Consider the following 23,963-nt stretch of genomic DNA (forward strand, 5'->3'; position numbering starts at 1 on the left):
CGTAAAAAAAATCCCCGGTGTTTCCGGGGATTGTCATCAGGCAGCCTTCAATTTTTTGAAGTCAGCCTTCTCAAATTTTTCTACGGCGTAGTCCAGCGTAACAACCAGCTCGCTGACATGCTTTTCTGACGGAATTTCAAACATAGCGTCGAGCATGATGGCCTCGCATATCGACCTCAGCCCCCTGGCGCCGAGGTTATATTCCATCGCCTTATCCACAATGAAATCCAGAACCTCGTCCTCAAAAATCAGTTTCACGTTTTCAATGGCAAACAACTTTTCGTATTGCTTCACCAGTGAATTTTTAGGCTCTGTTAAGATGTTTCTCAGTGCCGCTTTATCCAAAGGATTCAAGTGAGTAAGCACAGGGATACGGCCAATAAGCTCCGGGATCAGTCCGAACGACTTCAGGTCTTGGGGCGTGATATACTTATACAAGTTATTCAAATCCAGTTCCTCTTCATCGCGGCGTACCTTATACCCTACGGCCTGTGTACGCAAACGGTTAGCTATCTTACGCTCAATGCCGTCAAACGCCCCCCCGCATATAAAAAGAATATTGTTGGTATTCACTGGGATCATCTTTTGGTCGGGATGCTTACGCCCGCCCTGCGGCGGCACATTAACAATTGTACCTTCAAGTATTTTAAGCAGGGCCTGCTGAACGCCCTCGCCAGATACATCCCTGGTAATTGAAGGATTATCGCTTTTACGGGCCACCTTATCTACCTCATCAATATACACGATACCGCGCTCGGCTGAAGTCACGTCATAATCAGCCGCCTGCAACAGCCTCGTCAGAATGCTCTCTACATCCTCGCCAACATATCCGGCCTCGGTAAGTACCGTTGCATCACAGATACAGAACGGAACATGCAGTATTTTGGCAATCGTTTTGGCCAAAAGCGTCTTACCGGTACCTGTTTCGCCAACCAGCATGATGTTCGACTTCTCAATCTCTACTTCATCTCCCTCATCTTTCTGGCTCAGTCGTTTATAGTGATTATACACCGCGACAGCCAATACCTTCTTCGCGTCGCTCTGACCAATAACATACTGATCCATATGCTCCTTGATTTCCTGCGGTTTCAGCAGCGTAATCGAAGAATCAAGCGGTTTGGTTTTCTTGCTTCCCATCTCCTGAACCAGGAGTTGGTTTGCCTGGGTTACACACTTGTCGCATATAAACGCATCGAGGCCTTCAATAAGCATTAAAGTATCTTGCTTACCTGATCCGCAAAACGAGCAACGGGATTCTTTGTTTTGTCTAGCCATTCTAATTAATCTTTCTTCGTACCGCCAAGCACTTCATCAATCATTCCAAAATCTTTCGCCTCTTCTGCTTTCATCCAGTAGTCGCGGTCCGATGCTTTCTCCACCCATTCATAAGTCTGACCTGAGTGCTTTGATATAATATCATACAATTCCTTTTTCAGTTTCAGCATTTCTCTCAGGTTGATCTCCATATCTGAAGCAACACCCTGCGCGCCACCGGAAGGCTGGTGGATCATTACCCTGGAATGCTGGAGTGCTGCACGCTTGCCCGCTGCTCCGGCTACCAGCAGAACGGCGCCCATAGAGGCTGCCATACCGGTACAAATCGTAGCCACATCAGGTGTAATGTACTGCATGGTATCATATATACCTAAACCTGCATAAACAGATCCACCCGGAGAATTGATGTAGATTTGAATATCGCGGTTGTTGTCTACCGACTGAAGAAATAGCAACTGCGCCTGGATAATATTAGCATTCTGATCGTAAATGGCATCTCCAAGGAATATAATGCGATCCATCATCAAACGTGAAAACACGTCCATCTGAGCCACATTAAGCTGGCGCTCCTCAATAATATAAGGCGTCATACTCTTTGGGCTATTATTTGTAGCCCCGATAAAGCGGTCCACGTTCAACCCGTTTATGCGATGATGTTTAACTGCGTATTTTCTGAATTCGTCTTTATCAATTTTCATAATTAACTATTTTATCAATTTTTAACCCCTGTTACTATAAGATTGTTTGCCCTATGCACCACCAAAGTAATCAAAACTAAATTGGTAATTTATTGTGGTATTGTAAAATTTAACTGATCCAACACAAACAAAGGCGGCCTGTTAAGCCGCCTTCTCCTGTTATTATTTTATATCACCTGCTTGCACAGGGACAAATGCTACTTTAATTCGGTGAACTTATTGTAAGTGATTTCTTCCTCATTAAGGGTAGCTACCGATTTGATGTATTCAAACACCTTGAGTGCTTTCACTTCATCGAAAATACGGTTTGCATTGTCTTTTTCTTTCAGGAAGTTGGCGGTGTACTGAGCCAATTGGTCTTCCGGCAATGGTGAAGGACTGTACATTCTGAACTGTGCATCAAGACGCTGTTTTGCGAGTGCAAATACGTCTTCATATTTAATCTCGATTTCGTTGTCCTTAATGATCTTGTTCTCGATCAGCGTCCACTTCAGGTTTTTAGCAAAGTCGTTATAACCTTCTTCCAGCTCCTCGTCGGTCAGCTTCTCATTCGTTGCCTTAAGCCATTTCCTTAAAAATGCATCAGGAAGTTCGATATTCACGCTCTCCATCAACTGGTTGTACATATCGTTCTGCAGTTTCCGGTCGGCATCCTGAGCAAACATGCTTTCAATCTCTTCAGTGATCTTAGCAGTAAATCCGGCCTCGTCGGTCACTGTACCTTCACCAAACAATTTATCAAAGAACTCCTGGTTCAGATCAGCTTCTTCAAGACGGTTCACATTTTTGACCGTCACGCGGAAATTAGACTTCACCTCTTTTGCATCTTCTTCCGAAATGTTCAGAAGCTTAGCAATGATAACCTCATCATTATTAAAAGCCTTTTGAACATCCAGCTCAACAACATCATCCTTTTTGAGACCTACAAGTGACTTCAGGATTTTCTTGTCAGTCACCTGGTCCAAACGGATAGAACCTGTATGGTTAATTCCACCTTCAAAAACTGAACCATCGGGAGAAAGCTGCGTTAGCTCCGAATAAAGCACGTCACCCTCTGCCGAAATTTCCGGATTTGTCATTTTGCCATAGCTTCTGCGGATATTCTTGATCCTGGCATCCAGCGTTTCCTGATCGGCCTTAACATTATACTTTTTAAACTGATTCTTGGAACTAACAGAGATATCTATCGAGGGAGCAAGGCCCAGCTCGTAATCAAATTCAAATTCATCTGTATAATCCCACTTAAACTCGCGCTCGTCATCCATTTTAGGAAGCGGCTGACCCAAAATCTCTACTTTATTATCTGTCAGGTGTTTATTGATGGTATCGCTTAACAGGGTATTGATCTCTTCTACAAGAATGCTCTTGCCGTACATCCTTTTAATATGCGAAGCAGGAACCATTCCCTTACGAAAACCTGGAAGGTTTGCCTTTTTAGCCTGCTCTTTGATCGCTTTGTCAACCTTCTCTGTGTAATCCTCAGGCGCAATCTTTATTTTAACAACTGCGTTCAGATCATCAATTTTTTCCTGTGTAATATTCATTTTGAATCAATATTTGTTTTGTCAAACTTAGCTCCGTACTCATCCTGCATCTAAACCAAAAGCAGCCCAAACGAGCTGCTTTTGATCAATGTGCGGAAGAAGGGACTCGAACCCCCACGCCGTGAAGCGCCAGATCCTAAGTCTGGTGCGGCTACCAATTACGCCACTTCCGCAGTTAGGATTATTTCGGACTGCAAAGATAGGTATTGGATTGAATTATCAAAACAGTTTTCGATTTATTTCAAGAATAATTTCAGGTAAAAAATCAGTCCCGGGCCATATAGACTATGAACCGGGACTTTAAATGCCTGAATGGCAAAAAATTACATACTTATGTTAGTTATGTGAGATTTGTCTCACGGAAATGCTGTTTTCTGTAGATCCAGTCACATAAATGGTATAAATCCTGTTTTCTGCCAGCGCGGTAATATCAAATGCGGCATTTACGTTGGTATTCTGACCTGCTGGAAATACCTGCAGCGACACCACACCAGGGTTTACCTCAATGTAATTGCTCGCATTATCGCGCGAAAGTCCGGCAATCAGCGTTGTACCTGCACTGGTTCTGATATCGATGGCCGAAGGCGCGGCATCACTCAGGTGAGCAAACCTAACTTTAACTTTCCCGCTTGTTGGGGCCGACCTGTCGTCTTTGTACACTTTAACCCTTGCAGCCTGACCATCGCCTGCCAGGAATACGGTGTAGTAAGCACCATTATCAAGATCCATCTGTGCACTGGCGTAATTAGAAGAAGATCCTTCATTTCTGAACTGCAACTGCAGATTGTTGCCTGAGTTCACCGAAATATAATCAGAAGCATTTCCGAAGGTCAATCCGCCCTGCACTACTGTTCTGCCGGCCAGGTAAAAGCCCTGTGCTGTAGACGCCGTAGAGGCATTCACTACCTTCACATTCGCTGATCCGGATTCGTCTATGTCATCTTTCTTACAAGATGACACCGTTGTTGCTAGCGCCAGTACTATGGCACCCATAAACATTCCTTTTGATAAAAATTTGTTTTTCATTGTCTTAAAGTTTTATTGATCATTTAACCCTCAACCAGGTAGATGGTTGCATTCAAGAACTCACAAAAAACACACCTTTTTTAACAATTTCTTAAACTTCGCTTACAATTAACATCAAACAATTGCTTGGTTTTCAGATACATACAACATAATAGCCGCCAACAAGCGTGAGGCCGAAAAGAAAAGAAAAAATGTACTTAAAACTATACAGAAGCTAATTCCTGCTGTAAATGAAAAAGATATTCCACCGCCTTAACCAGCCGGCTACCATACCAGGAAAACATCTCTCCGTCCACAAGCATTACTTTGGCATCAGGCAATGCGCGAGCTATCTCAAGCACGTGTTTCTCTTTAAAGGGATATGGCTCCGAAGATAAAAACACCAGATCAGGTTGTAAATCAGATAACTTTTCCAGCGTCACTTCCGGGTAACGCAGGTCCCTGATCACGTTAACGAAACCGTTCAGTCTAAGCAAATGGTCGATAAACGTATCCCGGGCAGCGGCCATATATGGATCCTTCCAGATCAGATAGGCCACACGTTTAATCGTTCCCCTTTGCTCCGCAAGTCTTTGCAGATCGTCAAATCCGGCACGTATAAGATGCGTCAGATAGCCTGCTTCGGGACTGCGGTTTACCATCGCGCCAATATCACGGATCATAGAAATTGCATCGCCGAGGGTATAAATATCACTCATCCATACCGGAAACTCCCGCTCCAGGAGTTCAATCTGATCTTGCTGGTTCTCCTCCTTGTTTCCAATGATCAGGTCTGGCTTCAGATCCCTGATCCGGTCCATATGAAGTGTTTTGGTACCCCCCACCTTTGTACGTGCGGCAAACTTATCGATTGGGTGGATACAAAATTTAGTCAGCCCAACCACCTCCTCGTTCAAACCCAGATCGAACAGCAGTTCAGTCTGCGACGGTACAAGCGAAACAATACGACGGGGCGGGAAGTTAATAGAAACCTCCCGCCCCATCTGATCCGTAAATAGCTGATGCATTACGTATTCGCCTTACTCGATCGTTGTACCGCTCGGAACAACAGCACCTTTTTTCACCACAACAATACCATCCTTAATGGTATAAAGTTCAAAGTCGCCATCCTCCAGATGGTCACCGCCTACAATCCGTACATCATCACCGATGCGGCTGTTTTTGTCGATAATCGCATTCTTAATAAAACACCTGTCGCCGATACCGATCATCGGAACACCGTTCGCCTTATCATCAGCAATTTCTTCCAGCGTCTGGTATTTATCGTTACCCATCACATAACAGCTTTCGATCTGCGTTTCCACGCCGATTCTTGCCCTGATGCCGATCACCGCATGTTTAATGCTCTCGGCCTGCAGGATACAACCCTCCGCAATGACGGTTTTATCGAGTGTTGTGCCCAGCAGTTTTGACGGAGGAAGCATACGCGCCCGGGTAAAGATGCTATGATTATGATCGAACAGGTTAAACTTCGGAATGTCGTCAGTCAGGCCCAGATTGGCCTCGAAGAACGAAGAAATATTACCTATGTCGGTCCAGTACCCCTCATACTGGAAGCTGAGCACATCGTACTCGTTCAGCAGGCGCGGAATGATCTCCTTCCCAAAATCCTTTTCCTCTTCATTTTCAGAGAAGATTCTGATCAGCAAATCCCTGTTAAAGATATAAATCCCCATAGAAGCAAGATAGTCCCTGCCCTCCGCCTGCATTTCCGGACCAGTGTCGGAGGCCCAGTCGACCAGCAACTCGGTTTTAGGTTTCTCTATGAAAGATGTAATGATGTTCTGCTCATTCGCCTTCAAGATACCGAAGCTTGGCGCATCTTTGGCGTTTACCGGTATGGTCGCCAGCGTCATCTCTACCCCGCTTTCAATATGTGCGTCTACCATCTCATTGAAATCCATCTGGTAGAGCTGGTCGCCCGAAAGGATCAACACGTATTCAAACTCGTGGTTCAGCAGGTGATGCATGGTTTGGCGCACCGCATCCGCAGTTCCCTGGAACCAGGTGGGATTATCCGGTGTCTGCTCTGCCGCAAGTATGTCTACAAAGGCCGTACTGAAATGACTGAAATGATAGGTATTCTTGATATGCTTATTGAGCGACGCAGAGTTGAACTGCGTGAGTACAAACATACGGTGTATGCCCGAGTTTAAGCAATTAGAGATCGGAATATCAACCAATCTGTATTTGCCTGCAATCGGCACTGCAGGCTTAGAGCGAGTTTGTGTAAGAGGAGCTAACCTTGAGCCCTGGCCCCCGCCAAGAATTACACCTAGAACTTTTTCAGTCATTAAATTTCCTATTAAATATGGTACAGATTAATATATTCCTGCGCAGCCTTGTCCCACGAGTGGTCCAGCTGCATCATAAACTTACGAATTTCTTTCATCTTCTTTTTATCACGATACAGATCCATCGCCCTTCCCATCGCATGGTTCACGTCCCACACACTGGTCTGATCGTGGCATATGCCAAAACCTTCGTCGCCTATGTCTATAATCGTGTCTTTCAAACCGCCAATTCTTCTCACAATAGGCACAGTACCGTAACGGAGCGCATACATCTGGTTCAGTCCGCAAGGCTCTACTCTGCTAGGCATCAGCAGAAAATCTGCTCCCGCGTACATTTGGTGTGATAACTGCTCATTGTAACCTATAAAAACGTTATAATGTCCCGGAAACACGCCCTTGAGTTCATTGAGCCTTCCTTCCACAGCAGGCTCTCCCGAGCCCAGCACCAATATATTCATTTCTGCACCATGCTCACGCAGCGCGTTATAGAAAATATCAGGTAAAAGATCTGCCCCTTTCTCACCTACCAGTCGACCAATAAAGGTAAACAGCGGCTTGTCCGGATCCAGGCTAAAAACATCGCATAAGGCCGCTTTGTTTGCTATTTTTCCACTTTCGATGGTGCGTAAATTATATTTTTTGGGGAGCATTGCATCCGTAGCAGGATTCCATACATCGGTATCAATTCCATTGAGTATTCCGGCCGACTTCCCGCGTTCTCTGGTAAGGAGGCTTTCCAGTCCGTTGGCCTGGTAACTGATCTCGTCCAGGTAGCTCGGCGACACCGTAGTAACCCTCCAGGCGCACTTGATTGCCGCAGCAAGCGGATTAATCGCCCCGTTCCAGTCGAGCATGCCCGACTTCCATAAATCAAATGCAGGAATATAACCTAAACGGTCCCAGCCAAACTGCCCCTGATACTGCGCGTTATGTATGGTAAGAATTGTAGGAATATGACTCAGACTGGCAAACTGCCGGCAGTAAGCCGTCATGAAAGGAATAAGACCGGTATGGTGATCGTGACAATGGATCACATCGGGCCGGTGCTTCCACTGCGCAATCCAGTCGAGCGCCGCTATCTGAAAAGCCAGGAACCGCTCCGTATCGTCGCCATACCCATAAACCCGGTCGCGGTTCATCAGTCCGTCTACCTGCACCAGAAACAGATCGAAGCCCAGTTTATTACTAACCTCCCGGAGTACCCTGGCCTGAAAATTACCAATGCCCACACGCACCCAGCCATTGTACACCACTTCAAATTCATTGTTGTGTAGAAAGCTGTTTTCATAGGCCGGCATCACCACCTTTGCTATATGTCCGAGCTTATTCTGGTATTTCGGCAGCGCCCCCACCACATCACCCAAACCGCCAACTTTAGCTACCGGGTAGCACTCCGCACTGAAGTGTATTATCTCCATAATCTGAGGTTTTAAAAATCACCTCAAATTAGGGATAAGAATACACAAAGCAAATAAATAATGGATGAATAATCGCGCTTAGTCGGCCGCCCGCCTAAACATCAGAGCTGCAACGGTTAAGTTCGTCCGGCTGTCTATCAAAATGGCCGCACCATTAGCCTTATTCTCATGATAAAGATCAAAAGGAAGGGCGTCCGCCGTCTTAATAAGCACCCGACCGATGTCATTCAGCTTAAATTCGTAGGCCGGCTGCTTGTCGAGCGTATTAATATCCACCCGGTAAATGATCTCTTTGATCTTGCATTTGGTGATCTTGCTGTTGTGCTGAAGCAGGTAAGTGATGCTATCATCGAGCGGACGCGTATCCATCCAGCAGATGTCGGCCTCAATCTCCTGCGTATGCTGAGGCAATTGTGCCGAATTGACCAGTACATCTCCCCTGCTGATGTCGATATCGTCTTGCAGATGCAGCGTTACCGATTGCCCCGCATGTGCGGTTTCGGGCGTCTGATCAAAGATCTCGATACGCTCTATCACCGAGCTGTAGCCTGAAGGAAGTACCGTCACGCGGTCGTTCACATGAAAAGCCCCGCTCAGTATCCGGCCTGCATAGCCCCTGTAGTCGTGCAGTTCTTCTGTCTGCGGACGAACAACCCATTGCACGGGCATCCTCGCCAAATCATTGTCGTCGGCCGATACATCCACGCTTTCCAGGAAATGAAGCAGGCTTCGTCCGTCGTACCAGGGCATATTCTCCGACTCATGAACAATATTATCGCCCTTCAGTGCGCTCACCGGAATAAAGTTCACATCCTTTAGTTTCAGTTCAGCGGCTAGCGACTGGTACTTTTCCCGGATTGCATTAAACACCGTTTCGCTGTAGCCCACCATGTCCATCTTATTTAAACATACCACCACATGCTCAATGCCCAGCAGCGACACCAGATAAGAGTGCCTGATGGTTTGCTCAACCACCCCATTCCGCGCGTCTATTAATATAATAGCCAGTTTGGCCGTAGAAGCACCGGTAACCATATTGCGCGTATACTGAATATGTCCGGGTGTATCCGCTATAATAAACTTCCTTTTGTCTGTCTGAAAGTACTTATAGGCTACGTCAATGGTAATTCCCTGTTCACGCTCAGCGCGCAGGCCATCGGTCAGTATCGCCAGATCAATCGAGCCGTCATCATTCTTGCGGTTGCTCGCCTGCAGCGCCTCCAGCTGGTCGGCCAAAATAGAGCCGGTATCGTATAATAACCTGCCGATGAGCGTACTCTTTCCGTCGTCGACACTCCCTGCAGTAAAAAACTTCAATATATTCATTAGAAATACCCTCCTTTCTTACGGTCTTCCATAGCAGCCTCCGATACCTTATCGTCCATACGGGCGCCGCGTTCACTTATTTTAGATGCGCTGATCTCAGCAATAATATCGTCCAGCTGGTCGGCCTCCGATTCCACCGCAGCCGTGCAACTCATGTCGCCCACCGTTCTGAATCTGACTTTCCTACGCTCCACCACATCTTCATGGTCCATATTTAAAAAAGGTGATGCGGCCATGAGCTGACCATTGCGGGTAATCACCTCACGCTCATGCGCAAAATAGATCGAAGGCAGCTCAATGCCCTCGCGTTTTATGTAGTTCCAAACATCAAGTTCCGTCCAGTTGCTGATCGGGAATACCCGCACATTCTCGCCCTTGTGGATTTTACCGTTATAGATGTTCCACAGCTCCGGGCGCTGGCGTTTAGGGTCCCACTGACCAAACTCGTCGCGCACCGAAAAAATGCGTTCTTTTGCCCTGGCCTTTTCCTCGTCGCGGCGTGCACCGCCAATACAGGCATCAAAACCATGCAGCGCAATCGTATCCAGCAAAGTTACCGTTTGCAGGGCATTGCGACTGGCATTCTTGCCGGTCTGCTCCACCACCTTGCCCTGATCTATAGACTCCTGCACATAACCCACGATCAGTCGCTCGCCAATACGCTCAATCATCTTGTCGCGATAAGCAATCGTTTCCTCAAAATTATGCCCGGTGTCTATATGCACCAGGGGAAATGGGAATTTTCCCGGCCTGAAAGCCTTTTCGGCCAGTCTCACCAGGGTGATAGAGTCCTTACCACCCGAAAAAAGCAGGGCAGGTTTCTCGAACTGGCCTGCCACCTCCCGGAGGATATGAATCGCTTCGGCCTCAAGCTCATCTAAATAATCTAAATTATATTTACTCATAAGTGTTCTGCAATTATGTTGTGGCATGTAAGCCGCATTCCTTTTTCGACTGGTCTTCCCACCACCAGCGGCCCGCCCTGAAATCTTCACCCTCAAGCACCGCGCGTGTACACGGCGCACATCCTATACTCGGAAAGCCCCTGTCGTGAAGGGTATTATATACAATATTGTGCTTCTTTATAAAGTCTTTTACCTCGTTGAGCGACCACTCGAAGAGCGGGTGATACTTCATCATCTGATTGCCTTCATCCCATTCCAGGTTACGCATGTCGTGGCGGTTGGGCGACTGTTCCGCACGTATTCCTGTTACCCATATTTTATGACCGCTCAGCGCGCGTTTCAGAGGTTCTATTTTCCTGATGTAACAGCATTCCTTTCTGTTCTCCACCGAGGTGTAGAAACTGCTAGGCCCTTTGGCGTCTACCATGCGCTGTAAAGCTGCGGCCTCCGGAAAATAGGCTTTGATAGGTTTGTTGTAGATTTCCAGTGTCCGGTTCCATACATAATAGGTCTCCGGAAACAGGCGCCCTGTCTCGAGCGTAAATACCTCGATCGGCAGATCGTTTGAAAAAATAAGATGTGTAATCACCTGATCTTCCCAACCAAAGCTTGTCGAGAAAACCACACGGCCCGGATACTGCTCTGTTAGGCGCCTTAACGCCGCCACCGGATCCATACCTGCAATCTGCCCTGATATCAGTTCCAACTGTTCATTCATTTCCCATCCCCCTTATTATGCGCCAAGACAGCAGTTATTTCGTTCAGCTGCCTAACCTTTTCATTAAAATCGCCTTTAAGCGTTTCTCTCAATGCACTCATTTGCTGAAGCGTGGTATCCAGTTCTGCCGGAATGCCTTCGTTCAGTACCTCTTTAAGTCTTTTTGCGATGGTGGGCGATTTCCCATTGGTGGAAATGGCCACCTTAAGATCACCCTTGCGCACCACCGAACCCAGATAGAAATCGCACAGATCAGGCTTATCCGCCACATTGATCAGCAAACGCCGTGATTTTGCAGAGGCTCTGATCAATACATTAAGCTCCGGATTGTTCGTTGCAGCCACCACCAGATCCGCCTCGTCCAGGTCGGCCGGCTCAAAACTTTTACATACCAGCGTCACCCTCGGATATTGCTCCGCCAATTCATATACCGCGTCAATAATCTCACGTGCCACCACCGTAACCCTTGCTTCAGCGCTGTTTTGTAAAATAGCGTTCAGCTTTTCCAGACCTACCGGTCCGCCGCCGATCAGCACCGTATGAAGCTCATTTAACTTAAGAAATACCGGGAATAACTGATTACCTTCCATCTTCGTTCATTTACATGCAAAATATCGATATATTTTGTCTTGCGGCAGTTAAATCTCCTCTTTTAAAGCCTCAAAGAAATCCCGTATGGGCTGAAAGGAAGGATGCAATGATACCACCTCACCAAAAACCAGCAAGGCCGGGGCCTCGATCTGCTTCTCTTCTACCACCTCCACAATCGTATCTACGATGCCTACGGCAAGCTTTTCGTTCTCTGTGGAACCGCTTTGAATAGCCGCTACCGGAAGTTTGCCTTTACCTTCATGCTGATACAATTTTACAATTTCCTTCAGCTTACCCAAACCCATCAGCACTACTACCGTAGCCTTAGAGCGCGCCGCCTCGTACAGGTCGTTCGACAACTTGCCGGAGGCCGTAGTACCTGTAACCACCCAGAAACTCTCGGCCAGACCGCGATGTGTTACCGGGATCTGCTGCAATCCCGGAACCGAGATAGAACTCGATAAACCAGGAATAACCGATGCCGGAATACTATAATCGGCCGCATAGTCCAGTTCTTCGTAGCCCCGGCCAAACACAAAAGGATCACCGCCTTTTAAGCGAACCACATGTCCGTAATTCAGTGCGTAGTCGACCATCAGTTTATTGATCGCCTCCTGCCCGAACGAATGCTCGCCCGATCTTTTACCTACATATACTTTAATAGCCCCAGGCTTTGCGTAATCGAGCAAAACCTCGTTCACCAAAGCATCGTACAGGATTACGTCGGCCGATTTCAATGCATTCACCGCTTTAAGCGTGATCAGTTCCGGATCGCCGGGACCCGCGCCAACCAGCGTAATACGCGGCTCTTTTATATTTGTTTCTTTTACTGCGCTCATACCAGTTGCCCTCCACGTTTTGCTTTAACTACCTGCAGAAACTCTTCCACTGAAGCCAGATAGGCCGTGGCAAATTCCTGAGAAGGTTCGTTCTTATTGATTTGCAGCACCAGGTCGTTAAACGAACCCGTCAAAGGAATTTCTCCGGTCTGCACATAATGATTCTCAAATTCCCTGATCACACCGATCTGGGTACTGCTGTTTACCCCCTTATCCAGAAGCAAGGCTTTCGCCGCGCTCACATAAACCGCATAGGTATGGTATATCGCATCAGCCCATGCACCCGCATCATAAGACGCCCGTGCCCAGCCAAGCTTTTCTTCCGACTCAAGCAGCAGGGTAGCCACCAGGTCTATCACCACACCGGCACATTCGCCCACCCCTATAGCGGTCTCAAACGTTTCTTCATGGCCCCAGTCTACATACTCCTCATCCACCAGGTTGGTCAGATCGGCCAGCGGCTTCAGCAACTGGTAAAAGTGGTCCTTCGTTTTGCGGTCGTAATACTGATGGAAGCTTTCTCCCTCACCCGAGTTTGCCGCGAAGTCATTCAGGATCATCCGCAGCACACCGGTAGCACGCTTAGATGGCGCTTTAATTACCCGTTCCGCTACACGGCCTTCGCCATTGCCGATCGTTCCGCCGCCAAGCATCACCTGTACTGCAGGAACCACCTTGCCATTCGCCTTCAGCGAACTGCCGTGGAAGCCAATATGCGCCAGACCGTGTTGTCCGCAGGAATTCATACACCCGCTTATTTTAATTTTCAGATCCTTATCATACACCAGTTCCGGATACTCTTCATAGATCACCTCCTCGAGGGCTACCGACAAAGACATACTGTTGGATATCCCGAGGTTACAGGTGTCGGTACCGGGACAAGTGGTTACATCGGCTACACTATCGAAGCCCGGCCGGGCCATACCCAAGGCAGACAATTCCTGATACAATGCAGGCAGCGCCCCTTCCGGCACAAACTTCAGCAGCAAGCCCTGGTTTTGCGTAATCCGCAGCTCGTCGGCCACAAATGACCTTACCGCCGATACAAACGCCCTGGCTAGATCTGTTTTAATATCGCCTTTAGCCACTTTGATGTAGACACCGAAGTACCCGTCCTGCTTTTGTGCAACAACGTTGGTTGCCCGCCAGTGCTTGTATTCAACCGTGTCGGCCACCTCCAATTGCGGATAATCCTGCAATTGCGGCGGCTCTGGTTGCAGCACCTTGTTGCGGTCGACCACAAACGACTTTACCTTGTTTGCGGTACGCTCTTCTTCAACCAGGCGAAGCACCTCTTCCAAACCCAGCTTCTGCACCAGGTATTTCAGTCGAGCCTTATTCCTGTTGTTGCGCTCACCGTAACGGTCGAACACCCGTAACAGCGCTTCGGCATAAGGAATGATCTGATCTTCGGGCAAAAAGTCGTGCACTATGCTGGCTAGGAAGGGCTGCGCCCCTAAACCTCCGCCCAGCATGACCTTAAAACCACGCTCGCCCTCCGCATTGATCTTAGGTATAAAACCCAGATCGTGTATATAACTAAAAGCGGTATCGCGGTCATCAGAGGAAAACGAAAACTTGATCTTCCGTCCCATTTCCTGACAAATCGGATTGCGCAGGAAATAAGCAAAGAACGCATGTGCATAAGGCGATACATCGAAAGGCTCATTCGGGTTAATGCCCGCATCAGGCGATGAAGTCACATTCCTGACTGTATTGCCGCAGGCCTCACGCAGGGTAATGTCATCCTGTTCCAGCTCCTGCCACAACTGCGGCGTACGATCCAGGCTTACATAATGAATCTGAATATCCTGACGCGTGGTTAAATGCAGGTTGCCGCTTCCGTATTCGTCGGCCACATCGGCTATACGCAGAAGCTGCTTAAAAGTAACCTTCCCGAAAGGAAGCTTGATCCGCACCATCTGCACACCCGGCTGACGTTGTCCGTATACGCCCCTGGCCAAACGCAGGCTTCTGAATTTCTCCTCATGGATGGTACCCTCCCGAAAAGCCCTGATCTTTTTTTCAAGATCAATAATATCTTTTTCGACGACCGGATTTTCCAGTTCTGTCCTAAAACTTTGCATTGCTAAACTCTTTTAATTTGGTGCAATTGCCGAAGCAACAACAGCAAATATATAAAGTATAGGGATTTAGTAGTATATTTAGTTTGTAATATATATGTAATATGTTGTAAATTAGCATGTTAATTTCTTATCGAGAATTGATCTATCTCAAGGATCAGCGCCGGGCCAAGTTGGGCATTTGCGGCCACCAAGAAGCTAGTGAGTCCGCCATGAGTCCGCCATGAGTCCGGGGTGAGTCCGCCTTTTCCCTGAAAAAAGGCGGACTCATGACGGTAGCACTGTGCAAGCACTGTGCATTCATGCCGAACCTGGTATCTACTGTGTGGCTACTTGCTTAGTTCAGCAAAGTACTTATGAAACAGGGGAAGGGTTTCAATCCCTTTGTAGTAATTGTAAACGTCGTATTTTTCGTTTGGTGAGTGAAGTGCATCGCTGTCGAGGCCAAAACCGAACAACACAGACTTAATACCCAATGCGCTTTCAAACAAGGCCACAATGGGAATGCTCCCTCCACCCCTTGTTGGAATCGGGGCTTTACCAAATGAATCTACAATAGCCTGCTCGGCCGCACGATAAGCCACGCTGTCGGTCGGCGTAACCACCGGCTCACCTCCATGGTGCGCTGTGACCTTCACCTTTACATTATCAGGCGCGATGCTTTCGAAATGCTTTGCAAAGATCTCCGATATTTCCTCTGAACTCTGGTTAGGTACCAGGCGCATGGAGATTTTAGCGTTTGCTTTAGAAGGAAGCACCGTTTTTGCGCCCTCGCCGATATATCCGCTCCAGATCCCATTTACTTCCAGTGTAGGTCGGGTGCCGGTCCGCTCCAGGGTAGAGTAACCTTTTTCACCCCACTCCGCGTTGATATCAAGATCCTTTTTATACTCTTCCAGGTCAAACGGCGCGGCATTTAAGGCCTTCTTTTCTTCTTCTGTCAGGTCGACCACCTTATCGTAAAACGCCGGTATAGTGATATGGTTGTTTTCGTCGTGCAGCGAAGCGATCATTTTGCAAAGGATGGTGGCCGGGTTGGCTACAGCGCCACCGTAAACCCCCGAGTGCAGGTCGCGGTTAGGCCCGGTTACCTCAACTTCCATGTAGGCGAGTCCGCGCAGGCCCGTTTCAATGGATGGATTTTCCATACTGATCATGGAGGTATCTGAGATCAGCACTACATCAGCTTTCAGCCGTTCTTTGTTGTTATTAACAAAAATGCCAAGGTTGGCCGACCCGACTTCCTCTTCACCTTCGATCATGAACTTTACGTTGCAGGCCAGGGTATTGGTCTGCATCATCAGTTCAAACGCCTTTACATGCATATAAAACTGTCCTTTATCATCGCAGGCACCACGTGCATAGATCTTGCCGTCGCGCAGCGTAGGCTCAAAAGGAGGTGTCTTCCAAAGTTCCAGCGGATCCGGCGGCTGTACATCGTAATGACCGTACACGAGCACTGTAGGCAGGCTAGGGTCAATGATTTTCTCGCCATACACGATGGGATAACCGGCGGTAGGGCAAACCTCTACCTGCTCTGCTCCTGCTTCGCGGAGTTTAGCGGCCACATATTCTGCCGTTTTCAGCACATCGTCTTTATACTTTGGGTCGGCACTTACCGAAGGAAAACGAAGCAACTCAAACAGTTCGTCGAGAAAGCGCTGTTTGTTTTCCGCTACATATTTTTTAATCTCTTGCATAATAATAAGTTATCTAGTTAGAACCAAGGATGTAATCCGCGGCTAAACTAGAAAAATTTCATTAGTTGCCGGTAGCGCGAACGTATATTTTTCAATTCCCAGACCTAAGCTTAAGCCTGTTCCTTATTGTTGCGGTACTTGAACTTGAGAATCAGCATGGCGATGTTTAGTGCGAGCGATAAAAAGTTGGTTGAGATGATGGGTATGTCGGACTTATCGAACCCGTAGTAGATCCAGAGACTGTTTCCGGTCATCATGACAATAAACATAAACACGGCCACATCGTTAGCCTGCTTGGTTTTAAAGGTTTTGATAAGTTGAGGCAATATTGATGAAGAGGTACATATCCCCGCTACCAGGCCCAGTATCTGAATAAAATCCATATATCTTTTTCTCATACTACATACAAGAGGAAGAATAGTTTATCAAAAAAGACTTATTCCGGCAGGGGAAACTACCTGTTTAATTCTGCCTCCTCTCCTTTTGAAACAAGCCTTAAAACATGTAACTTTGCAAGCCCCCGTAGAAAATACCGGGCAAAATCGCATATTAAACAGCAGAACGTATTTTGGATTATTTAGCAGGCTTAAACCCCCAACAGCGCGCCGCAGTAGAGAATACCGAAGGGCCGTCGATGATCGTGGCTGGTGCCGGATCGGGTAAAACCCGGGTGATTACCTATCGGGTAGCTCACTTAATACAGAAGGGCGTCGATCCTTTCAATATTCTTGTGCTTACTTTTACGAATAAAGCGGCCAAGGAAATGCGCGAGCGTATCATGAAGGTGGTGGGTAATGAAGCTAAAAACATCTGGATGGGCACTTTCCACTCTGTATTTGCAAAGATTTTGCGGGTAGAGGCTGAGAAGATCGGCTATCCTTCCAATTTTACAATTTATGACACGGACGACAGCAAGAGCCTGATCCGCTCCATTTTGAGGGAGATGCAGCTTGACGATAAGCTGTACAATGCCAATTTTGTGTACAACAGGATTTCGTCTGCAAAGAACAATTTGATTTCGTATACAGAATACCTCGAAAACCCGGAGATACAGGCAGAGGACGTGAGCAATAAACGGCCCCTGCTGGGTGTGATTTACGAGACTTACACAAAACGCTGCTTTAAAGCCGGGGCAATGGACTTTGACGATCTCTTGTTTAAAACCAATGTGCTGCTTAAAACGCATCCGGACGTATTAAATAAATACCAGCATAAATTCCGCTACCTGATGGTCGATGAGTATCAGGATACCAACTTTTCGCAGTACACGATTGTGAAAAAGCTGGCGGCGGTTTACCAGAACATCTGTGTGGTGGGCGATGATGCGCAGAGTATCTATGCCTTTCGGGGTGCCAACATCCAGAACATCCTCAATTTTGAGCGGGATTATCCTGAGCTTCAGGTGTACAAACTGGAACAGAATTACCGGTCGACACAAAACATCGTTGAAGTGGCGAACAGCATCATTGCCAACAACAAGAACCAACTGGAAAAGAACGTGTTTTCGGAGAATGAGGCGGGCGACCGCATTAAGGTGCAGCGTGCTTTTACCGATAACGAGGAGGGAAAGCTGGTGGCCGAAGCCATTGTACAGGAGCGTTCGTTGAAGGGTTACAACTACCAGGACTTTGCCATCCTGTACCGTACCAACGCGCAATCGAGGGCGATGGAAGAAGCTTTGCGTAAGCTGAACGTGCCTTACAAGATCTATGGCGGCTTGTCGTTTTATCAGCGTAAGGAGATTAAGGACCTGATCGCTTATTTCAGGCTAACCTTTAATCCGGCCGATGAGGAGGCGATCAAGCGTGTGATCAATTATCCGAGGCGGGGTTTGGGTGATACCACGGTAGAGAAAATCATCGTTGCGGCTGACAAGCACAACATCACGATGTGGCAGGTCATCTGCAACCCTCAGGCTTATATTGAAGGACGTATCGCAAGTCAGCTGAATGACTTTGCGATGCTGATTCAGAGCTTTGCGGCCGAATCTAAGAAACTGGATGCTTATGAGACTGCGCTTTATATCGCACAGCATTCGGGTATGCTGAAAGAACTGCACACGGACGACAGTATTGAGGGCCGCGCGCGCTATGAAAACATCCAGGAATTGCTGAACGGAGTAAAGGAATTTGCGGAGCGCGAAGATATTGAAGACCGCAGCCTGGCCGTGTTTATGCAGGATATCGCGCTGCTTACGAACGACGACCGTGAAAACGACAAGGAAAAGGATACGGTGTCGATGATGACAATACACTCGGCCAAAGGTCTGGAGTTTAAAAATGTATTCGTGGTTGGCCTCGAGGAGAATCTTTTCCCTTCGCAAATGAGTTTGAATTCGCGGAGCGATCTGGAAGAGGAGCGGCGACTGTTTTATGTGGCCATTACCCGTGCGGAGAAAAAACTTACGCTGACTTACGCTACATCAAGGTACCGCTGGGGAACGCTAACCAGTTGCGAACCAAGCCGGTTCATCAACGAGATTAGTCCGAGATACCTCGAAATTGAGGTCGTCAAACCTTCGAAAAGTGTACTGGGTGCAGATAGTTTTGACTCGGAGCGTAAGAGCTGGAGCCAGCAGCGCGATTCGTTTTCAAAACCTAAACCGGCAGCTTCGGCTGGGACGGCAGGCGGCGCACCCAAACCTAAGACAACGAGTTTGCTTCCTAAAGCGCATGTTCCAACACCGGGCTTTGCACCGGATGCGGCGGGCGACTTCCAGAACGGCATGGATGTTGAACATGAGAAGTTTGGTTTTGGAAAAATTGTGAATTTGGAGGGCAGTTTGCCCGATGTAAAGGCTACGGTATTTTTCCAGGGACTGGGCAACAAACAGCTATTGTTAAAATTTGCTAAATTGCGAATTGTTAAATAACATCTATCAGAGATAAAGAGTACATGAATTTCGATTATAATACTACTAGAAACGAGCTCATTCTGGCCGAATACGGCCGGAACGTGCAAAATATGGTTAAGTACATTATTGAGCTTGAGGACCGTGAAGAGCGGAACAGATATGCTCAGGCGGTGATTGACCTGATGGGCTTCCTGAATCCGCATCTTCGTGATGTGGCCGACTTCAAGCATAAATTATGGGATCACCTGCACATCATATCAGGCTATAAAATTGATGTGGACAGTCCCTACCCAAAGCCTACGCCTGAAGCTGCGCTGGTTAAACCAAAACATATCGGCTATCCGCAAAAAAGGATCCGTTATAAGCACTACGGCAAAACCGTGGAAGTGCTGATCGAAAAAGCACAAGCAATTGAAGATGAAGAGGCTAAAGCAGCAATGGTGCATAATATTGCCAACTTCATGAAGATGTCGTACGTGACCTGGAACAAAGACACGGTGGCCGATGAAACGATCCTTAAGAACCTGAATGAATTGTCGGAAGGCCAGCTGAAGCTTGCCGACAATATTAACCTTGCCAAAGTGGAAGTTAAGCCGGTACAAGCACGTCCGCAAAACAACAGCAAGCAGGGCAAAAACAAGAACAAGCAGAACAACAACAATAACAAGAAGCACAATAACGGTAAGCAAAGACACTAATGAACGCATTTGAAATTATCGGCGGAAAGAAGCTGAAGGGCGAAATCCATCCTCAGGGTGCTAAAAACGAGGCGCTTCAGATCATTGCAGCCGTTTTGCTGACCGATCAGAAGGTTACCATAAGCAATATCCCCGACATTAAGGACGTAAACAAGCTGATTGAACTGCTTGGCGACCTGGGTGTACTGGTAGAACGCTTATCGAAGGATACTTACACGTTTGAAGCTAAAGACATCAATCTGGACTATTTCTTGTCTGACTCTTTTAAAGCAAAAGGCGGCGGCTTAAGAGGTTCTATAATGATTGTTGGTCCGCTTCTGGGACGTTTTGGAAAAGCGGCCATTCCGAAACCGGGTGGCGACAAGATAGGACGACGCAGACTGGACACGCATTTCCTGGGCTTCGAGAAACTTGGGGCCAAGTTTGTGTACGATACCAAGAAGGAGTTCTTTAATGTAGATGCAACAAATCTGAGAGGAGCTTATATCCTTTTAGATGAGGCATCTGTAACCGGTACGGCCAACATTGTGATGGCTGCTGTACTGGCCAAGGGAACAACGACCATTTATAATGCGGCCTGCGAGCCTTACCTGCAGCAGTTGTGCAAGATGCTGAACCGTATGGGCGCTAAAATTAGTGGCGTGGGCTCTAACCTCCTCACCATTGAAGGTGTTGAGAAACTGGGGGGTACCGAGCACCGTATGCTTCCGGATATGATTGAGATAGGTTCATTCATTGGTCTGGCGGCTATGACAGAATCTGAGATCACGATCAAGAATGTCTGCTATCAGGAGCTTGGTGTTATTCCGGATGTATTTAAAAAGCTGGGAATCAAGTTTGAACTGCGTGGCGACGACATCTATATCCCTTCTCAGAAAAACTACGTCATTGAGTCATTCATCGATGGTTCTATGCTGACCATTGCTGATGCGCCATGGCCGGGTTTTACACCAGACTTGCTTAGCATTGTATTGGTAGTGGCTACCCAGGCACGCGGAAATGTGCTGATCCATCAGAAAATGTTTGAGAGCCGTTTGTTCTTTGTGGATAAGCTGATAGATATGGGTGCACAGATCATTCTTTGCGACCCGCACCGTGCTACGGTAAACGGAATTGATAAGAAATACAAACTAAGGGGCATCAGCATGACCTCTCCGGATATACGGGCGGGTGTATCACTGCTCATTGCTGCACTTTCGGCCGAAGGCAAATCGACCATCTTTAATATAGAACAGATTGAAAGGGGTTATCAGGATATTGACATCCGTTTGCGGGCACTCGGTGCACAGATAAAACGGGTAGAAGCCAACGCACCCGGACATTAAACAAAAAGCCCCGTAAGGGGCTTTTCTGGTTTTAGTTATTAGGTGTTTTTGTCTCGGTTCTCTAATTATCCCGATATCGCATTGATGATATCGTATTGTGTAATGATTTCGATCCTGCCCTGCTCATCTTCTACCAGCACAGCACTGTTGTCCTTATTGATAAGCCCTGAAATTCGGTCGATAGAGGTATTCAGATCTACAAAGGGGAAACCTGCGGTCATGATTTCAGCTACTTTGGCCGATTTAAGCGAGGGATTTTCCATGAGGACCCGCAATATATCGCGCTCTTCCAGCTTGCCTACCACCATGTCTTTTTGCGTAACAGGTATCTGCGATATATTGAGCGTATGCATGGTATTGATTGCCTCCTGCACGGTCTGTTCACAGTCGACCATAACCAGTTCAGGGTTACTTTTCTTGGAAAGAATAGAACGGGCGGTAAGTTTTTCATCCTTTAAAAAGCCACGCTCACGCAGCCAGTCTTCGTTATACATCTTACCCATATAACGGCTGCCATGATCGTGAAAGATGATGACAACTACGTCTTCCGGCTTAAGTTTATCTTTCAGCTGCAGCAAACCGGCCAGGGCGGCGCCTGCTGAGTTACCCACAAAAATGCCTTCTTTGCGCGCAATTTCACGGGTCATAAGCGCTGCGTCCTTATCCGTAACCTTCTCAAACAGATCTATAACATCAAAATCCACATTCTTGGGCAGGAAGTCCTCTCCTATACCTTCTGTGATATACGGATAGATTTCGTTTTTATCCATAATACCGGTCTCCTTGTATTTTTTGAATACGGAACCGTAGGTATCGATACCCCAAACGCGGATGTTAGGATTTTGTTCCTTAAGGTATTTGCCTGCTCCAGATATGGTCCCTCCTGTACCCACGCCAACCACCAGGTGAGTGATCTTACCTTCAGTCTGCGCCCATATTTCAGGACCAGTCTGCTCGTAGTGCGCCTGCGAATTGGCAAGGTTGTCGTATTGGTTTGGCTTCCAGGAGTTCGGGACTTCACGCTCGAGCCGCGAGGATACAGAGTAATAGGAACGCGGATCTTCGGGTTCAACATTGGTGGGGCAGACAATAACCTCCGCACCAAAAGCCCGAAGTGCATCAACCTTTTCCTTCGATTGTTTATCTGTTGTGGTAAAAATACACTTATACCCTTTGATAATAGCCGCCATGGCCAGGCCCATACCGGTATTTCCCGATGTACCTTCAATGATGGTACCGCCGGGTTTAAGCTTGCCACTCTTCTCGGCCTCCTCAATCATCTTGACCGCCATTCTGTCCTTAATTGAGTTACCGGGATTGGTGGTCTCAATCTTAGCAAGGATGGTGCCTGGTACACCTTTAGTAATAGAATTGAGCTTCACAAGTGGCGTATTGCCGATCGTCTCCAATATATTATTGTACCACATGGCACAAAAGTACAAATATTATTTTATACTACTTATTCTCTAGATTTAAACAATCAACAATTTTATCCACATCCGGTCAACCCGCGAGTTGATACAAACTCCCAGGCAAAGCAATCAGAAACCCCTGAATCTCTAGGTTGAGCAAATGCATAGCGAGCTGACTTTGCGGAATACCGGAACGTACGGCAAGCTCATCGACCCGCGCCGGCCCGGCCCGAAGCACGTCTACCACCCGCTGCTCTTCATGAGAAAGTCCGACAGGCAACTGTATTTGTAGCGCAGCTGCGTGTACCTGCTCCTTCTCCCAGCCCATGTAATATGGAATGTCTTGCGCATGTGTGATCAGTCCCGCCCGGTTCGTTTTGATCAGGAAATTGCATCCCTCAGAACTTTTATCGCCCGTACGCCCTGGAAAAGCGAACACATCCCTGCTATAAGAGCTTGCAATATCTGCGGTGATCAGCGCGCCGCCTTTCGCAATGGCTTCTACAACGATGGTAGCATCGGCAAGTCCGGCAATAATGCGGTTGCGTTTAGGGAAGTTCTTCTTGTCGGGCGCAGTATTTAACGGAAACTCTGTAAGCAGGCCACCTTCGGAAACCATTTGCCGGGCAACAGGAAGGTGCGCAGGCGGATAAATACGGTCGAGCCCATGCGCCAGCACCCCTACGGTGGGAATATTGAAGTTCAGACTCTCCTTATGTGCCGCAATATCGATGCCGTATGCCATCCCGCTAACAATAGTGACCCCATAAGGTTCAAGCGTTTCGGCAAGGTGTCGACAAAGCTGCCGGCCGTATTCAGTGGCACGGCGGGTACCGACCACACTGATGATCCGCTGGCGGTTCAGATCGGCACCGCCCTTATAATAGAGTACCATTGGTGCGTCGTAACAATGCCTTAGCCGATGAGGATAGTCGTCGTCGGTATAAAAAAGCACCTTCACCTGATGCTTTTCAATAAAATGTAATTGCTCCTCCGCACGCCTCAGTGCATCGGTTTTTATTATGTTACCCGCCGTTACCTTGCCTATCCCGGGGATTTCCATTAATGCACCTAAAGAGGCGCTAAATACTGCTTCGGCGGAGCCAAAATGTTCAACAAGTTGCTTTGCATGGACATGCCCTACCGAGTCGATCAAGGTAAGCGCAATTTTGTGGATTAAACTCATAGGCTAAGTTATTCAAAACGTCAGGTTGCAAACAACTCCCCTGTTCTACATCATTAAAAACCAACAAAAT

The 23,963-nt window shown here is 47.5% G+C and carries 20 protein-coding genes and 1 tRNA gene; 3 read left to right on the plus strand and 18 right to left on the minus strand.

What is annotated here, in order from left to right; all coding sequences use genetic code 11:
• Positions 1 to 36 precede the first annotated feature (36 nt).
• The 16 genes from clpX to QEP07_RS05180 form a co-directional block, all read right to left on the minus strand.
• The gene (clpX, locus tag QEP07_RS05105) at positions 37 to 1,275 is read right to left on the minus strand and encodes an ATP-dependent Clp protease ATP-binding subunit ClpX (protein WP_285008853.1); all 1,239 of its coding nucleotides are present in this window, start codon (positions 1,273 to 1,275) and stop codon (positions 37 to 39) included.
• A gap of 5 nt (positions 1,276 to 1,280) precedes the next feature.
• The gene (gene clpP, locus QEP07_RS05110; protein ID WP_285008854.1) at positions 1,281 to 1,973 is read right to left on the minus strand and encodes an ATP-dependent Clp endopeptidase proteolytic subunit ClpP; all 693 of its coding nucleotides are present in this window, start codon (positions 1,971 to 1,973) and stop codon (positions 1,281 to 1,283) included.
• Positions 1,974 to 2,170: 197 nt separating this feature from the next.
• Complete coding sequence (gene tig, locus QEP07_RS05115; RefSeq protein WP_285008855.1) at positions 2,171 to 3,517, minus strand: trigger factor; 1,347 nt, start codon at positions 3,515 to 3,517, stop codon at positions 2,171 to 2,173.
• A gap of 91 nt (positions 3,518 to 3,608) precedes the next feature.
• Positions 3,609 to 3,690: transfer RNA gene (locus QEP07_RS05120), tRNA-Leu, on the minus strand.
• Positions 3,691 to 3,853: 163 nt separating this feature from the next.
• The gene (locus tag QEP07_RS05125) at positions 3,854 to 4,543 is read right to left on the minus strand and encodes a DUF4397 domain-containing protein (protein WP_285008856.1); all 690 of its coding nucleotides are present in this window, start codon (positions 4,541 to 4,543) and stop codon (positions 3,854 to 3,856) included.
• A gap of 203 nt (positions 4,544 to 4,746) precedes the next feature.
• The gene (locus tag QEP07_RS05130; protein WP_285008858.1) at positions 4,747 to 5,550 is read right to left on the minus strand and encodes an ABC transporter substrate-binding protein; all 804 of its coding nucleotides are present in this window, start codon (positions 5,548 to 5,550) and stop codon (positions 4,747 to 4,749) included.
• Between the two features lie 12 nt (positions 5,551 to 5,562).
• Positions 5,563 to 6,837: a glucose-1-phosphate adenylyltransferase gene (locus QEP07_RS05135; protein ID WP_285008859.1), complete on the minus strand. Its 1,275-nt coding sequence runs from the start codon at positions 6,835 to 6,837 to the stop codon at positions 5,563 to 5,565.
• Positions 6,838 to 6,848: 11 nt separating this feature from the next.
• Entirely contained in the window at positions 6,849 to 8,255 is a 1,407-nt protein-coding gene (locus QEP07_RS05140; protein ID WP_285008860.1) for a glycogen synthase, read from the minus strand.
• A 78-nt stretch (positions 8,256 to 8,333) separates the two neighbouring features.
• Positions 8,334 to 9,581 (minus strand): sulfate adenylyltransferase subunit 1, encoded by a 1,248-nt coding sequence (locus QEP07_RS05145; RefSeq protein WP_285008861.1) that lies wholly within the window; start codon positions 9,579 to 9,581, stop codon positions 8,334 to 8,336.
• A complete protein-coding gene (gene cysD / locus QEP07_RS05150) occupies positions 9,581 to 10,486 on the minus strand; it encodes a sulfate adenylyltransferase subunit CysD (protein ID WP_285008862.1) in 906 nt (301 codons plus the stop codon). The genes QEP07_RS05145 and cysD overlap by 1 nt, the downstream gene beginning before the upstream one ends.
• A gap of 13 nt (positions 10,487 to 10,499) precedes the next feature.
• Positions 10,500 to 11,204, minus strand: a complete 705-nt coding sequence (locus tag QEP07_RS05155) for a phosphoadenylyl-sulfate reductase (protein WP_285008863.1) — start codon at positions 11,202 to 11,204, stop codon at positions 10,500 to 10,502.
• Positions 11,201 to 11,794, minus strand: a complete 594-nt coding sequence (locus QEP07_RS05160; protein ID WP_285008864.1) for a precorrin-2 dehydrogenase/sirohydrochlorin ferrochelatase family protein — start codon at positions 11,792 to 11,794, stop codon at positions 11,201 to 11,203. Before QEP07_RS05160 ends, QEP07_RS05155 begins: the two co-directional genes overlap by 4 nt.
• A 48-nt stretch (positions 11,795 to 11,842) precedes the next feature.
• Positions 11,843 to 12,634 (minus strand): uroporphyrinogen-III C-methyltransferase, encoded by a 792-nt coding sequence (gene cobA / locus QEP07_RS05165; RefSeq protein ID WP_285008865.1) that lies wholly within the window; start codon positions 12,632 to 12,634, stop codon positions 11,843 to 11,845.
• Positions 12,631 to 14,721, minus strand: a complete 2,091-nt coding sequence (locus QEP07_RS05170; RefSeq protein ID WP_285008867.1) for a ferredoxin-like domain-containing protein — start codon at positions 14,719 to 14,721, stop codon at positions 12,631 to 12,633. Before QEP07_RS05170 ends, cobA begins: the two co-directional genes overlap by 4 nt.
• Before the next feature lie 326 nt (positions 14,722 to 15,047).
• Positions 15,048 to 16,418, minus strand: a complete 1,371-nt coding sequence (locus QEP07_RS05175; RefSeq protein WP_285008868.1) for a dipeptidase — start codon at positions 16,416 to 16,418, stop codon at positions 15,048 to 15,050.
• A gap of 110 nt (positions 16,419 to 16,528) precedes the next feature.
• The gene (locus tag QEP07_RS05180) at positions 16,529 to 16,816 is read right to left on the minus strand and encodes a SemiSWEET family sugar transporter (protein ID WP_256004797.1); all 288 of its coding nucleotides are present in this window, start codon (positions 16,814 to 16,816) and stop codon (positions 16,529 to 16,531) included.
• A gap of 170 nt (positions 16,817 to 16,986) precedes the next feature.
• Here QEP07_RS05180 and QEP07_RS05185 point away from each other — a divergent pair, with 170 nt between their 5' ends.
• The 3 genes from QEP07_RS05185 to murA are packed head-to-tail and all read left to right on the plus strand — an operon-like array spanning position 16,987 to position 21,295.
• Entirely contained in the window at positions 16,987 to 19,290 is a 2,304-nt protein-coding gene (locus QEP07_RS05185; RefSeq protein ID WP_285008869.1) for an ATP-dependent helicase, read from the plus strand.
• A gap of 23 nt (positions 19,291 to 19,313) precedes the next feature.
• On the plus strand, positions 19,314 to 19,970 hold the full coding sequence (locus QEP07_RS05190) for a DUF4290 domain-containing protein (RefSeq protein ID WP_256004795.1): 657 nt from the start codon (positions 19,314 to 19,316) through the stop codon (positions 19,968 to 19,970).
• The gene (murA, locus tag QEP07_RS05195; RefSeq protein ID WP_285008870.1) at positions 19,970 to 21,295 is read left to right on the plus strand and encodes a UDP-N-acetylglucosamine 1-carboxyvinyltransferase; all 1,326 of its coding nucleotides are present in this window, start codon (positions 19,970 to 19,972) and stop codon (positions 21,293 to 21,295) included. The genes QEP07_RS05190 and murA overlap by 1 nt, the downstream gene beginning before the upstream one ends.
• 65 nt (positions 21,296 to 21,360) lie before the next feature.
• Here murA and QEP07_RS05200 read toward each other — a convergent pair whose 3' ends face one another.
• On the minus strand, positions 21,361 to 22,722 hold the full coding sequence (locus QEP07_RS05200; protein WP_285008871.1) for a pyridoxal-phosphate dependent enzyme: 1,362 nt from the start codon (positions 22,720 to 22,722) through the stop codon (positions 21,361 to 21,363).
• Positions 22,723 to 22,798: 76 nt separating this feature from the next.
• Positions 22,799 to 23,893, minus strand: a complete 1,095-nt coding sequence (dprA, locus tag QEP07_RS05205; RefSeq protein WP_285008872.1) for a DNA-processing protein DprA — start codon at positions 23,891 to 23,893, stop codon at positions 22,799 to 22,801.
• Positions 23,894 to 23,963: the final 70 nt, after the last annotated feature.

Origin of the sequence: Pedobacter faecalis, assembly GCF_030182585.1 — a bacterium.
GTDB lineage: Bacteria > Bacteroidota > Bacteroidia > Sphingobacteriales > Sphingobacteriaceae > Pedobacter > Pedobacter faecalis.

Bases quoted from the DNA above. Each gene is read 5' to 3' on its own strand.
- clpX (WP_285008853.1), bottom strand. From the start codon at position 1,275: ATGGCTAGACAAAACAAAGAATCCCGTTGCTCGTTTTGCGGATCAGGT.
- clpP (WP_285008854.1), bottom strand. From the start codon at position 1,973: ATGAAAATTGATAAAGACGAATTCAGAAAATACGCAGTTAAACATCAT.
- tig (WP_285008855.1), bottom strand. From the start codon at position 3,517: ATGAATATTACACAGGAAAAAATTGATGATCTGAACGCAGTTGTTAAA.
- QEP07_RS05125 (WP_285008856.1), bottom strand. From the start codon at position 4,543: ATGAAAAACAAATTTTTATCAAAAGGAATGTTTATGGGTGCCATAGTA.
- QEP07_RS05130 (WP_285008858.1), bottom strand. From the start codon at position 5,550: ATGCATCAGCTATTTACGGATCAGATGGGGCGGGAGGTTTCTATTAAC.
- QEP07_RS05135 (WP_285008859.1), bottom strand. From the start codon at position 6,837: ATGACTGAAAAAGTTCTAGGTGTAATTCTTGGCGGGGGCCAGGGCTCA.
- QEP07_RS05140 (WP_285008860.1), bottom strand. From the start codon at position 8,255: ATGGAGATAATACACTTCAGTGCGGAGTGCTACCCGGTAGCTAAAGTT.
- QEP07_RS05145 (WP_285008861.1), bottom strand. From the start codon at position 9,581: ATGAATATATTGAAGTTTTTTACTGCAGGGAGTGTCGACGACGGAAAG.
- cysD (WP_285008862.1), bottom strand. From the start codon at position 10,486: ATGAGTAAATATAATTTAGATTATTTAGATGAGCTTGAGGCCGAAGCG.
- QEP07_RS05155 (WP_285008863.1), bottom strand. From the start codon at position 11,204: ATGAATGAACAGTTGGAACTGATATCAGGGCAGATTGCAGGTATGGAT.
- QEP07_RS05160 (WP_285008864.1), bottom strand. From the start codon at position 11,794: ATGGAAGGTAATCAGTTATTCCCGGTATTTCTTAAGTTAAATGAGCTT.
- cobA (WP_285008865.1), bottom strand. From the start codon at position 12,634: ATGAGCGCAGTAAAAGAAACAAATATAAAAGAGCCGCGTATTACGCTG.
- QEP07_RS05170 (WP_285008867.1), bottom strand. From the start codon at position 14,721: ATGCAAAGTTTTAGGACAGAACTGGAAAATCCGGTCGTCGAAAAAGAT.
- QEP07_RS05175 (WP_285008868.1), bottom strand. From the start codon at position 16,418: ATGCAAGAGATTAAAAAATATGTAGCGGAAAACAAACAGCGCTTTCTC.
- QEP07_RS05180 (WP_256004797.1), bottom strand. From the start codon at position 16,816: ATGAGAAAAAGATATATGGATTTTATTCAGATACTGGGCCTGGTAGCG.
- QEP07_RS05190 (WP_256004795.1), top strand. From the start codon at position 19,314: ATGAATTTCGATTATAATACTACTAGAAACGAGCTCATTCTGGCCGAA.
- murA (WP_285008870.1), top strand. From the start codon at position 19,970: ATGAACGCATTTGAAATTATCGGCGGAAAGAAGCTGAAGGGCGAAATC.
- QEP07_RS05200 (WP_285008871.1), bottom strand. From the start codon at position 22,722: ATGTGGTACAATAATATATTGGAGACGATCGGCAATACGCCACTTGTG.
- dprA (WP_285008872.1), bottom strand. From the start codon at position 23,893: ATGAGTTTAATCCACAAAATTGCGCTTACCTTGATCGACTCGGTAGGG.